This is a genomic window from Brevundimonas sp. (assembly GCF_018608325.1).
Classification (GTDB): domain Bacteria; phylum Pseudomonadota; class Alphaproteobacteria; order Caulobacterales; family Caulobacteraceae; genus Brevundimonas.
Window position 1 is genome coordinate 1 of sequence record NZ_JABAZW010000002.1, and the last position, 12,473, is coordinate 12,473.

Consider the following 12,473-nt stretch of genomic DNA (forward strand, 5'->3'; position numbering starts at 1 on the left):
TAACTAACCCAAGGACTCTGGTCGCCGCTGGATGAAAATTCAGAGGCACGTCAGCTGCGATCGAGGGCTTGTCGCCGTAAGCGGCCGCAAACCAGTCATGGCCTACGAACTGCAGCCCAAAGGGCACAAGCAAGAGCAGGAAAAGCAGAACGCGCCCGGAGAAGGTCAACGCCGGCGTCGAGGTCGTTTCGGTTTCCTCGATTTGCCGATTGAGTTCGGCAAGCTGCTTTTTCCAACGATCCTCGTTTGTCAGTTTCTCTTTGATGAGAAAGCGAATGAAGGTCTCAAGGAACGCACGGCGTGGCGGATCGCTCTGATGCAGCCACGCATCGAAGCAGAAGGTATAGGTTCGTACAGGCGCGTCTTCCGCCTTAAGGTGCTTTTCCACGAGGCCCACGACGGTCGACTTGCCGCTTCCCCATGGCCCCAGCAGGCCAATGACTTTCAGGTCAGGGCTCTGCCGGATGGCAGTTGCGACCGCCGTCGCTATCCGCTCGTGCGATCCGATCTCGCCAGGCGATGCGAAGAAGTCATCAGCCGCCGCAGCGTCACGGATGAAGTTTAGCTGCAACGGCGGCGTGTCGACTTTCTCTTCAGGCATTGCCCCCCCTAGGACGTTTTTTCTTATCCTTAGCCGCAGAACATAGAGCGAACAAGTATCTGAGGTTGTTCTCAAGCTTGCTTGCTACCATCCTCGTTTTGATTCACTTCGCTCTGGCGATAATGGCGCGTGGGGATGTGCAGTCGCTGATAGCCCGCGCTAGGTCGGCCACTGCGCCTGATCAGACGGGTCTGGAAGGCGCGCTGCCCGCCCTCAAAGTGCGCCGCCAACCGCGTCTCAAGACGCGGCCGACCGTTCGCGGCGTGTCAGACCGCAGCCTATGCGCCCGAGAGCAGACACTCTTATGGTCAGCTAGGAGTCAGGAACTGTCTTTGCTTTCGATCTCCCCGCGAAAGGCTGAAGCTGAGTCACAGCGGCAGCTGGCGTGGTCCGCTTCCAAGCAAGTCGCCGAATATGCAGAACTGACATAAAGCGGAGTTTGGTGCTGTCCGCGCGCAACCGGTGTCGCACTCAAACTTCGGCAGGGCCGAAGCCCAGATCGTACGCGATCCGCCTGATATAAAGCCGATTAACGCATGTGACCTGCAGACGTCCGTCGGCGATCGGTCTGCCGAAGACGCCGACGTTGGGCACGATCTTGCTGGCTTCATGGGTCTTTGCGCCGGCAAACGTTCGGGTGGTCAGGCCATAGGCGGTCTCAAGGAACGGCGCGCCGGTGCGAAGCAGGCTGAAGTAGGAGGGGAACAGGACACCATCAAAGCCAGCGCGCCTTGCCGCCGCGCTGATCTTGCGGCTGAGCGCATAGGAGTGTCTGCCCGCTAGGAAGAGTAGATGCACGGTCATGTCCAGACTCTCGAAGGTCGTGCAGTCCTCTTCGAGAACAGTGGTCAGGTCGAGAAGGCGCAGCGGACGGGTTGCCCTCAGCGTGGCGACATGAATCAAATCGTCGGCGGTGACGCGGCACTCGTGAACGCAGAGTTCCAGATCCGGTGATCCGTAAAGGACCGGCAGTCCGATGGAATCTAGCCGACCGGTTCCGCAGAAGGGGTCCGGCGGACTGTCGAATTCCGTCGGCTCAGTTGGACGGGATATGTCCTTCCGCAATCGATAGAAGGGCTCGTCGGGCTTTAGAATGTGCTCGGGATACTCATCGAGAATGCGCTCGACCACAGTAGACGACTGCGCAGAGTCTTGGAGGGCCTCCAAGGGTTCGATGTGGCCGAAACGCCAGAGTGGCGGACCATACGGGAAGAAGCCCACGTCCGCCGCCGAACAGATCAGTTCGACATCTGCCTGAAGGGCGCTGTCGAAGGAGATTTCGTTCTCCCGGAGATCGTTGAACTCGATGCGCGGCGCGCCGCCGTAGTCTGACTTAGCCACGCTGCCGAGCACGAAGAACCGGTGAGCAACCCATCGAATTCGTCCTAGGTCGAGGAGGCTGCCCGTCGCAGATCCGCAATTCGGGCATGACTGGCGCAAGAGCATGCCGAACCTAAGTGAATCGAGCCGGAGGCCTACGTCCTCGAAACAATCGGAGCAGAGGAGCGGCGGACCGTCATTGGGCTCGGGCCCGTCTCCTCCCAAGGTCTCTTCCAGCGCTTCATCTGCGATCTTTGTCATTGTGCAGGCCGCCGTAGCTATTCAGGTCCGAGCAGAATCCGCTTCGCCGCTGGCGCGAGAAAATCTCCCACATGCTGCCAAGGCAGATAGACTTCCTGATAGCCTAGGACATGTGGGAGGCCGGACTTGGAAGAGAAGTTGAGCTGCATGCCCGCCTCGTTGAAACTGAACTGGTCAAAGAATTCCCAGCCATACGTCTCTACATAATAGGTCAGGTCAACGTCTTCGCCTGTGCCGCCGTACTGGCGGCGCAAGTCGAGATTCACGTAGTCGGTCAGAAATTTGAGCGCCCCGGACGAGGTGGTGAAAAGGTCCAAGGCGGTGATGATGCCGCCGCTTTCGCCGAGGATGTTAATCGTCTCCACGCCATGGTTGGGATGCGCCGCGCCTGAGAAATAACTCGAATGTCCAACGACTAGAGAGACGAGCTGCCCCTTGCGGTAGTGCTCCGACACGTGAAGTTCCCAGTCAGATCCGGAATCCCCTTCCCATTCCTCGAAATGCCGCCGCGCCTCGTAGAGGCCGCCCAGCGCCTTCGCGCGAATGACGCCGTTGACGAAGTCCCAGTATTCGCCATCCATCGTATAGGTGAGCCAAGTGACGTTAAGGGTCCCCCTGGGTCTTTCCTCGGTGATCTCGTGTGGGAGCGTTCCACCTTCGTCCGGCAGCGCTGCGGCGACCGCGAGGGCAGCGGGCGGCACCTCTCCATTCTCGACGACAGCGCGTGCAAGACCAACTGCAAATCGCCGCCGCCACGACCCGTCAAAATAGTCGACATACTGGAGCCGCGACAACTCGGGAGGCAGGGGCACATCCTCAATACGAACGGGGATGATGTAGACCACGCCGAGGCGGCGATCATCCAGCGCACGCAACGCTTCGTTGATTTCGCGCTGATAGACCCCGTTCCGTTCATTGGTCTGGGACGCGCAGAGAATGACGACTACATCGGCCGCCTTAAGCGCAAGGTTCCTGGCTCGGTCCCAGTCTTCCCCGGCTACCAGGTCGTCCTTGTCGAACCAGCAATCGACACCGGTCGACCGGATGAAGGTCGCCACCTCACGCGCGGTGGCAGGATGCTCCGAGGGGTAGCTGAGAAAGACTTTCATGACCGGCCCGACTGTTTGAGCGCATCGTAACGTCCGCCGGGTTGTGGTGCGACCTTTTGCGTGTCAAAAACTTTCCGCCAGCGGTTCAAACGCTCCGCGTCGCGACGCCAACCTACGCCAACGATCCGCGCGGCGCCGACGCTGAACGTCCGGTATCCGCGCTGAAGCCAATGACCGCCCCTGGCGCGCAGTCGCCGTAGGCCTAAAGTGCCGCCACCTTGACCGTTGGTTGGTGCAACCTCGCCGTTTTCGGTTAGACTCATCCCATGCGGTCTGATTTGCACCACCTCCCGGAGCGGCAGCAGCGCGAGCTTGAGCGCGTGCGCGATACGCTGCTGGCCGGATTCGAAGCGGCCAAGAACGGCGGCGGGGGCGGCACGCAGGAGTGGCGTCGCGGCGGGATGGTGCTGAAGATCATCCTGTTCGGCTCGTATGCGCGCGACAACTGGGTGGATGAGCCGGAGAACGGCTACCTGTCGGATTTCGATCTGCTGATTGTCGTCAACAACGCGAAGATGACCAACATCGCCGACTACTGGTGGAACTCCGAGGATCAGATTCTGCGTGATCCATCAATCGGCCGGACCGTCAACATCATCGTCCATGATCTGCATGAGGTGAACGATGCTCTGAAGCGCGGCGAGTACTTCTGGACCGACATCGTCCGCGACGGCGTCTCGCTCTACGAAATCCCCGGGCACCCTTTCGCTACGCCACAACCGCTGACGGCTAGGGACGCATGGGCTCAAGCCGAGGGCTATCAGGACCGAAACTTGCGCTCGGTGGACGTATGGCTTGAACTCGCTCGAGTGTCGCTGGAACACGCAGACGACATCGAATGGCGTAGGAAAGCCGCCTTCAATCTCCACCAGGCCGTCGAAGCCGCTTACGCCTGCTTCCTTCTGGTCCACACCTTCTATTTCCCGCGCTCGCACAACATCAAGTTCCTGCGCTCCCTCGCCGAGGACGTGGACACGCGTCTGGTCGAGGCCTGGCCCCGCGAACAGCGCACCGACCGTCGCCGCTTCGAACTGCTCAAGCGCGCCTATGTCGAAGCCCGCTACAGCGACCAATATGACGCCTCGGCCGAGGACCTGGACTGGCTGACGGCCCGCGCCCGCATCCTGCGCGACGTAGTCGCCAGCCTCTGCCAATCCAGGATCGTCGAGCTGAAAGCGAAGGCCGAGACCGCCTGATCTGTGGACGCAGACGGCTGCATCCCATCACGTTCGCGAGAGAGCGCGTGAACGAAGCGAACACGGTGAAACCGCCCGAAACCTCCTGAACAGGCCTGAAACGATCAGCTCCGTGATCACCCTCCAGCGCTCACATTGACCGCCTGTGGATAATCATCGCCGGATAGAGCCCTCACAGAGGAGCACCCGCAATGACTGGCCTATGCCTTGGAGAGACAGAAGACATCCTGCTGAACCGCAAGGAGGCATCCACCGAACTGCTGCGCATGGGAATCCGCCGCTCGCCGGCCACCCTCGCCAAGATCTTCAGCACCCGATCCGACGGCCCGCCCTGCATGCATCTGGGGCGCACCCCCTACTATCCGCGCCAGAAGCTGCATGACTGGGCGCGCAGTCAGCTGACGGCCCTTCGCTCCTCCTCAAGCCAGCCGCGGCGCTCTGGCGGGTGGACCGCGCCAGGCCATGGAGAAGAAGCCCGCCCCTGACCGGGGGCGGCTTCGACTTACAGCTCCAGGCCCGCTCTGCTCCGCCCAACGCCCGGGATGATCTGCGCCACACCGCGCGCGTCCATGCCCAGCGTCGCCTGGGCGCCGACCGCCGGCAAGGGAGCTCCTGCCGCCAGCCGCGCATAGTGCTCGACACCTCTGGCATCCCTGATAACCGTAAACGGCGAAACGCCGAGCTCGTCGTGAAAGCCCGTCTTCACCACCTTTCCGGTCACTCTGCCCTCCCGGAAGACCTCCGTCCTCCCGGTCTCCAGACGACGCTGATTGAGGGTGCGGATGACATCCTTTGAAACCTGCAGACGCCGCAGTTCGCCCTCCAGATCCTCGTCGAGCCTGAAGCGCCGCCCCTGACGCTCCGCCAGGCCCAGGGCCTCCAGATGGGCCAGCCGACCACGTGTCAGCGCCGCCCAGGCGTTCTTGCCGCCCACCGCGTCATTGACCACCCCATCTCCGTCCATCGCCGCCAGCAGCCTCCGGTCGAAGCTCGTGAAGCCGTCCCTCTGGGTCTCTCGCCAGACGCGGCGCTCGGCGTCGAGACGTGACAGGTCGCCCAATCGTTCCTGCGCCGCCTCCGGCGCCCGCGCGCGGAAGCCATAGGCGACATAGTCGCGAGGAATGACCAGATCCCGCCCATTCGCCCGACGTCCCGGCATGAGCACATGGGCATGCGGCTGATCGGTGTCGTAATGACAGACCGCCATCCACGGGAGTTCCGGCTCGTCAAGGTCGGCGCAGACCCGCCCCATGACATCGCGCACATAGCCCTGAAGGTCGGCGATCCGGTCGCCATGCTCAGGCGAGATGATGAAGCGGAAATGGTGCCGATGTTCGACCCAATCCTTGATGCGTTCCGCGCCGTCCACCGCCTCCTCGTTTCGGTCAAAGAAGGTCCCCGCCTCCCCTTCGCGGCCCGCGCCCTCACGACCGAGATAACGGACATGGGCGGCCAGCGCCCCGGCGCGCGCCATGCCCTTGCCCATGTGGCGCGACACCAGCGCCTTGACGATGACCCGCTGGCGCACGTCGAGACGGAATGCAGAACCCGATCGCCGGGCGGCCGTCTTCAGAGCGCCCGCCTTCGCGCCGTAACTAAACCGCATCGACGATGAGAGCCGCTTCAGCATCGACGTCCGGACAGAGCCGTCTCGCTTCAGGCTCGTCGCTAGGCGAACCTGAAGCCCGTCATCCGCCGACGCCGACAGGGCGCCTATGCGGTCTTCGATGATGCTGCGGACAGTCATGACGGCGCCTCCCAAGAGGGGCGAAACCGCGACCGACCGCCGCAAGTCGTCACAAGTCGCGGAACCGGCCGGGCGCGTTCGCTAGTGAGTGGAAACGAAAGGACAAAAGCGAAGCGAACACACTCCTCTTTTATCTTGCCCTCCTAATCGGCGACATTCCCGGGCGCGTTGTCCTGATGGTCTCCTGATGGATAGTGCATGCCCTTGATGGACGGCGGTGAAGACGTGTCAGGCCCGTCTCAGCGTTGCGCGCTCTGGGCCTGGGCTTGGGCGATGACGTCCGGCTCGGTCGCCACCGTCGTCTCCAACCGCACTTCGCCCTTGGATCGACGATGCAGCCTCGGCCACGCTCACAGACTGGCCCACATGGTGGTCCGTCATCGCCCCTCCGCCAGAAGGCTGCCGAGCGAGGCGGCAACAAGTTGCGGTGTCTAGGGGGGCTGGCTTCAGGGGTTGCGACCGTCGGGCAATGCTCGCGATCGCAGGTCAGCCGATATGTTCGACATTCTCGAACTTTTTAACGCGTCCGGCCTGACATGTTAAATACAGCCACGTCCAAGCATGGTGCGCCCAAGCGTCTCGGATGCCGGACTGAAGAAGACTCGCCAGTGGCGTGCATCGCCTATTCAGCCTCGCACCCTTACCTGTTTCGAGCCAAAGGCACGAGGCCGAGCAGCCTTTCAATTTCTGCGGCGAGGTCCTTCGCGATCGGCAGGTGCGCACGTTCCGCGCTCCAGACCTCATGGAAACGATCCACCGCCTCGATCGCCGTGTCACGAGCCAGGGCTTCCGGGAGGCCGGCGCGGGCCGCCATGTAACTGACCTCGTCCAGGGAGAACTCTGCCATCCGCTTCGTCCGGGCGAATTTCAAAGCCGCATTTTCGTCGGGAATGTAGACGGTCGTCGACAGGAAGTCGTAGCCGGGGGACAGTTCGGGCGTTCGGCCGTCGCGATAGATCAGCGACCAGTTTTTCAGGTGCATGTCCGCGTTGCCGATCAGGGTGTTGAACACCAGCCGCCGGATGAACTCGCGCACCCCGGCTTCGCCGGTCTCCAGCCACAGGACCTTCGCCAGATAGCGATAGGATCCCTTGTCATACTTCTCGCCCGGATAAACGCCGAAGACCTGTGCGAAGTCCTCGATATGGATGCGGCCGCCGTCCTCCCGTCGATCGAAACGCCGGATGGCGAAGGCCTCCTCCTCGATCCTGCCGATCCCCTCAGGCAACCCCTCGATCTGATCGAGCGGCGCCAGCTCCACGTCGGGGATGTCCATGCCCATGGCGCGGGCCAGCCGCATCATCGAGAACTCGTTGGCGGCTACGCCGCGAAACCGAATCGACGGCAGCTTGATGATCCAGTTGCCGCCCCGACCGCTCGCCGGAATCGTCAGACCGCCCTTGGCTTTCCCGACAGCCGAGAATTTCAGCTGCACGCCCGCCAGAGAGAACCTCAAGGCGCCTTGTCCTCCAGCCTGCCTGGTCTCGTCCCCATGCCGCCCTTCATCGTCTTCATCGCGCTCGCCTTCGCCTAGCGGACGCACGGTCACAGCGCCTGGAAGATCCGGCCCCAGCGCCTCAAGCAGCGGGTATTCCCGCATCGGCTTGATGCCCGCGCGCTTGGCCAGGTAGTCGCGAAGCGTTCCCTCGGGCAGGAGGTTCGAAAAGAAGGGCGTCAGTCGTGTCTGGGTCGGCCGGTGGTCGCGCAACAAGCCGCCTTGTTCGCCCTTGAACGACAGGCTGAGGGTCGGGCGATCCGGATCGTCCGCATAGGCGTCGTCGAACGAGAAGATCGACTGGTCGCCACCCAGGGCGGAGATCACGCCGACCTTCCGGTCGTTCAGCAGGACTTCAAGTGCGTCGGCGGCCATCGCTAGTCCTCGTCATCAAGGCTGTAGGCGGGACGCTCCGCAGGCGGCGCGTGGACCAGGCCGTTCCTGAGCTGCTTCAGCCATGCCGCAGCGTCGCGGATCGTTTTCGCGCGGCTCGGACGAGACGCAGGCGAATAGGTCAGCAATCCTTCAAGATTGGTCTTCAGCCGTTCCATGTCTGCGATCAGGAATGGCCCACGCAACGTCGATGCATGCGGCTCCAGATCTCGAAGGGTGGAGGCGATCGTGGCGATATCCTCCCGCTCTGGCGCGGCCTTCTCGGCTTCCTCGGCGAGGCGGCGCAGCGTCGCCAGAAGGTTTCGGGACGATCGCTCGCTCGACCGTTCTTCGGCCGAACGAACCGCCGCCTCGACGGCGACAAGCGCAGTTTTCGGGACGAGCTGGAGATCAAGGTCGAGCGAGCGCGCCAGCTCAATCAGGGTCGAAACCTGCATATCCACCTCTCCGTTTTCAATACGGGAGATTTGCGCCTGGGTCAGATGCGCGCGGGCGCTGAGGTCGCGCTGACTCCAGCTCTTGGTCAGACGTGCCTGACGGATCACTTCCGTGAGCGATTCCAAGCCGTAACGTTTTGATATCTTATTCTGCATAGTTAAATCGACTTGATATTGAATTATATATCAAACCCGTAAACTCCAACCGATACGATACATAAAAAAATATCAATCACCCTAATAGATATCTTCTTATATATCATTCTGGCGCGCCTATCCCTAAGGCTTCTGCGACCCGTGTACTAATCCGATTGGCTGCGGCTTGGAGAGGATCATCCGCAAGATGCGCGTAGCGACTGGTCGTCGCCACGTGAGCGTGCCCGAGAAGCTTGCCGATCAGAGGCAGGCCTTCACCACTGGCGAGACCCGCGCTGGCGAAGGTATGGCGCAAGTCATGTATCCGTACGTCGTCCAGACCGGCTTTGCTCCGAATGCGGACCCAAGCCCAGTCCAGGTTCGCGGTCGGCTGATCGGTCCTGCGGCGATCCGGGAACAAATATTTGCTGCCGTTGGGCTTGATCGCCAACAGGAGTTCGAGAGCCGGCGCCCCAAGCGCTATGATCTTGGGTCCAGTCTTGGAGTCCCGCAAGCGCAGCAGGCCTCGATCCAGATCAAGCTCCGACCACCGCAGACAGGCAATCTCGCTTTTACGAGCGCCGGTCAAAGCCAGCAGCCGCAGGATCGTGATGTGACGAGGGTCGGCGCCATCCTTTTCAAGCGCGGAAAGAACATCGCCAAGGCGGGCAAGTTCGGCTGGGGACAGGAAGCGATCCCTGCGATTGTCCCGGTAGCGCTTCACACCTCGGACGGGGTTCTGTTCGATAAAGCCATACTCGACGGCGAAGTTGAAAATGCCGCCCAGGAGGCCGACCGTTCGCGCGGCTGCGCCCTTGCCGCCTCGCGTGTGAGGCGTCGCATCCTTGCGGATATTGCCGTTGCCCACGTCGATCATCAGCCGCTGGATGTCGGCCCGGGCGACATCCGTGACCTTCATGTTTCCGATACGGGGGTTGATATGCCGCTTAATCCGAATGCGATCGATGTGAAGCGTCGTCTCTTTCTTGGTCGCCGTGCCCTCCTCCATGTAGAGCTCGCACAACTCCTTGACCGTCATCTCAGCGCGTCGCTCGGCTTTCACCCGCTGAGGATCGCCGCCCATAGCCGCCCGCGCGAGCGCCCGACGCGCCTCTTCGCGCGCCTCTTCAGTCGTCAAAATTTCGCTCGTCGCCAGCGTCAGCATCCGCCGCGCGCCACCGATCGTCCGGTATCGGACGATGTAGGTTTTTCGACCTTGCGGGGAGACCCGCACGCCGAAACCCTTCAACTCGATATCCCACGCCAAATACCGCTCTGGGCCCGCCACCAGGGCATCTACGGCCCGTTTGGTCAATTTCATGGTCACCATATGGTCACCCGACATTTCGCCTCCGTCCCGCCACAGCAGGTTTTGAGTGCCCATTTTGGTCACCACATGGTCACCAGTCGGGAGCAAATCGGAGGATAAAGCGGTAACTGCGGGTAACCACCCCTTGCCCACAAAATGCCTAACATTCAGGCACTTGGGTAACAAAAGGCAACACCGGTAAACCCTAGGGTTCGAGCTCGATGTCCCAGTAGAGGTAGTCGAGCCAGCTTTGGTGCAGGTAGTGGGGCGGGAAGCGGCGGCCGGCTTCCTGGAGCTGCCAGGCGTTAGGCTGATAGGGTTCGCGGTGGATCGGCATCAGGGCCTGACGCGGGGTGCGGCCGCCTTTACGCAGGTTACAGGGGCTGCAGGCGGCGACGATATTCTCCCAGGTCGTGCGCCCGCCGTGCGAGCGCGGGATGACATGGTCAAAGGTCAGTTCGGTCGATTCCCCGCAATACTGACAGGCGAAGCCGTCGCGCAGAAAGACATTGAAACGGGTGAAGGCCGGGCGCCGGTCCTGATCCACATAGGATTTCAGCGCAATCACGCTGGGAAGCTGCATCTCCATCGACGGAGAACGCACCACCTTGTCATACAGGGACACCACGTCGACACGGTCCTGATAGACCGCCTTGACTGCCTCCTCCCATGGCCAGAGGGACAGCGGATAATAGGACAGCGGCCTGAAATCAGCGTTCAGGACCAGTGCGGGGAAGCCGGAGGGCGGTCGATGGAGAACCTGCATCAGGCCCTCCCGCGCGGACGGGGGGATATGGAGGCGACAGGAGTGAGGACACGTCTCCTTCCCTAGTCTTATTCAAACAGCCTACGCGTGATTCCCGCTCATCGCCATGACCAGAGTGCAGCGTTTTCGTGACGCAGCCTCAAAAGACCTCGATCAGTTCAAAACGCTCGCAGACGACCTGCATTCCCGGCGCCCAAGTTCCTTCGCGGCGATAATAGGCCTCGTGGGCGTCACGCCACCATGCGTAGGTCAGATCGCCTTCTCCCTCGGCGCGGGCGAAGTCTTCGCTGACGTCTTCGAAAGCCATGACCTGGACCTCGGTCATGCGGATTGCGCAGCGGGGCACGCCTGCCCCATCCAGGATCACACTGACCTCGCCTACCGTCGGCATGATGTCCGCCTCGCAGGCTGCCAGCGACGAACAGGTGGCCCGCTTGCCACCCGCCAGCACCAGAGCCAGCAGTTCATCGGCCAGTTCCGGGCTGTCGCCGAATGGCCAGCGCGGGGCGTCGTGGTAGGCGGCTGGAATCCGGGTCATGCGCGACTGGGGAAGGCCGGCAGGGTCCAGCCCCAGCGCAGAGCCGCAGCCCGCAGAGTGAAGCCGGCCAGCGCCGCTGCGATGGCGCAGGGCCACAGGGGAAGCTCGAACGCGCGCAGGATCATATAGACGGTCGCCGCGACGATGGCCGCCGTGACGTTGATCTCACGCCGCAGAAGGATCGACGGCTGGCCCGCCAGTGTGTCGCGCACCACCCCGCCGAAACAGGCCGTCAGCGCCCCCATGACGATGCAGATCAACGGATGGGCGTGCACCGCCTCCGCCTTGGCTGCGCCCAGAACGCCATAGGCCGCAAGGCCCGCTGCATCGAGCCATAGCAGGGCGCGGAAACGCCAGTCCCTTTGCCCCAGCAGCCAGATGCCCACCGCCGCGATCAGACAGACGGCGATATAGCGCCAGTCCTTGACCCAGAAGACCGGCAGCCCAAGCAGAAGGTCACGCAGGGTTCCGCCGCCCACGCCCGTGATGGCGCCGAAGAAGGCGAAGGTGACCACGTCATGCTTCTCACGCGCCGCCGCCAGGGCGCCGGTGGCGGCAAAGACCGCAACGCCCGCGAAATCGAGCGCGCTGAGCACAGTCTGGGGATCGCGCAGAGGCTCGGTCAGGACCGGGTCGATGGGCGTCACGGGGTCGTCTCCTCAGAGCGCGATTTCGCCGCGCCTGACACCGCCATACCATCCCCAGAGCAGATGTGCCGCTACTGCCCGGTGCGGACGCCAGATTTCCGCACGGACATAGGCCTGTTTCTCGTTCGGGCGGCCCTCGGCGCCGTCCGCCCAACACATCGCCTCCTGAAGCGCGATGTCGCCGCCCGGAAACATGTCCAGCCGGTTCTCGCAGAACATCAGATAGGTTTCCGCCGTCCACTTGCCGACGCCCTTGATGGCGGTCAGGGCCGAGATGGCCTCTTGATCCGACAAGGCCTCCATATGGGTCAGGTCGATCCGGCCCTCGACCTGAGCGCGGGCGATCTCATGCCCATAGCTGGCCTTGGGCCGTGACAGGCCCAGAGCCCGCAGGCCTTCGATATCCAGCGCCAGCACCGCCTCGGGCGTCACCAGCCCACCCAGCCCCGCCACGATCCGCGCCCAGATGGCGGCGGCGGAGGCGACGAGGGCGAAGAGGGCGAATTTCATTTTGAGTTG

The 12,473-nt window shown here is 62.5% G+C and carries 13 protein-coding genes; 2 read left to right on the forward strand and 11 right to left on the reverse strand.

Annotated features, from left to right (window positions below):
- From QZ281_RS00070 to QZ281_RS00080, 3 genes are all read right to left on the reverse strand, one after another.
- A partial coding sequence (locus QZ281_RS00070; RefSeq protein ID WP_292223138.1) for a P-loop NTPase fold protein occupies nucleotides 1-601 on the reverse strand: 601 nt, incomplete at its 3' end.
- 471 nt (nucleotides 602-1,072) lie between these two features.
- The gene (locus QZ281_RS00075; RefSeq protein WP_292223141.1) at nucleotides 1,073-2,182 is read right to left on the reverse strand and encodes an RES family NAD+ phosphorylase; all 1,110 of its coding nucleotides are present in this window, start codon (nucleotides 2,180-2,182) and stop codon (nucleotides 1,073-1,075) included.
- A 17-nt stretch (nucleotides 2,183-2,199) separates the two neighbouring features.
- Nucleotides 2,200-3,291, reverse strand: a complete 1,092-nt coding sequence (locus QZ281_RS00080; RefSeq protein ID WP_292223144.1) for a toll/interleukin-1 receptor domain-containing protein — start codon at nucleotides 3,289-3,291, stop codon at nucleotides 2,200-2,202.
- Between the two features lie 266 nt (nucleotides 3,292-3,557).
- On the opposite strand from QZ281_RS00080, the gene QZ281_RS00085 reads away from it, so the two are divergent.
- Together QZ281_RS00085 and QZ281_RS00090 are read left to right on the forward strand one after the other, a co-directional pair.
- Entirely contained in the window at nucleotides 3,558-4,487 is a 930-nt protein-coding gene (locus QZ281_RS00085) for a HEPN domain-containing protein (RefSeq protein WP_292223147.1), read from the forward strand.
- A 191-nt stretch (nucleotides 4,488-4,678) separates the two neighbouring features.
- Nucleotides 4,679-4,972 carry a hypothetical protein gene (locus QZ281_RS00090; protein WP_292223150.1) on the forward strand — a complete coding sequence of 98 codons (294 nt, stop codon included), beginning with the start codon at nucleotides 4,679-4,681 and terminating at the stop codon, nucleotides 4,970-4,972.
- Between the two features lie 17 nt (nucleotides 4,973-4,989).
- Here QZ281_RS00090 and QZ281_RS00095 read toward each other — a convergent pair whose 3' ends face one another.
- The 8 genes from QZ281_RS00095 to QZ281_RS00130 form a co-directional block, all read right to left on the reverse strand.
- On the reverse strand, nucleotides 4,990-6,234 hold the full coding sequence (locus tag QZ281_RS00095; protein WP_292223153.1) for a DUF3363 domain-containing protein: 1,245 nt from the start codon (nucleotides 6,232-6,234) through the stop codon (nucleotides 4,990-4,992).
- A 640-nt stretch (nucleotides 6,235-6,874) separates the two neighbouring features.
- Complete coding sequence (locus QZ281_RS00100; RefSeq protein WP_292223156.1) at nucleotides 6,875-8,104, reverse strand: HipA domain-containing protein; 1,230 nt, start codon at nucleotides 8,102-8,104, stop codon at nucleotides 6,875-6,877.
- A 2-nt stretch (nucleotides 8,105-8,106) separates the two neighbouring features.
- A complete protein-coding gene (locus QZ281_RS00105) occupies nucleotides 8,107-8,715 on the reverse strand; it encodes a helix-turn-helix transcriptional regulator (protein ID WP_292223158.1) in 609 nt (202 codons plus the stop codon).
- Nucleotides 8,716-8,818: 103 nt separating this feature from the next.
- Complete coding sequence (locus tag QZ281_RS00110) at nucleotides 8,819-10,078, reverse strand: site-specific integrase (protein ID WP_292223160.1); 1,260 nt, start codon at nucleotides 10,076-10,078, stop codon at nucleotides 8,819-8,821.
- Nucleotides 10,079-10,208: 130 nt separating this feature from the next.
- Nucleotides 10,209-10,769, reverse strand: coding sequence for an HNH endonuclease (locus tag QZ281_RS00115; RefSeq protein WP_292223162.1), 561 nt, complete (start codon nucleotides 10,767-10,769; stop codon nucleotides 10,209-10,211).
- 139 nt (nucleotides 10,770-10,908) lie between these two features.
- Nucleotides 10,909-11,307, reverse strand: a complete 399-nt coding sequence (locus QZ281_RS00120; RefSeq protein ID WP_292223165.1) for an ASCH domain-containing protein — start codon at nucleotides 11,305-11,307, stop codon at nucleotides 10,909-10,911.
- Nucleotides 11,304-11,945 carry a trimeric intracellular cation channel family protein gene (locus QZ281_RS00125; protein WP_292223170.1) on the reverse strand — a complete coding sequence of 214 codons (642 nt, stop codon included), beginning with the start codon at nucleotides 11,943-11,945 and terminating at the stop codon, nucleotides 11,304-11,306. Before QZ281_RS00125 ends, QZ281_RS00120 begins: the two co-directional genes overlap by 4 nt.
- Nucleotides 11,946-11,966: 21 nt before the next feature.
- A partial coding sequence (locus tag QZ281_RS00130) for a DNA-3-methyladenine glycosylase 2 family protein (RefSeq protein WP_292223166.1) occupies nucleotides 11,967-12,473 on the reverse strand: 507 nt, incomplete at its 5' end.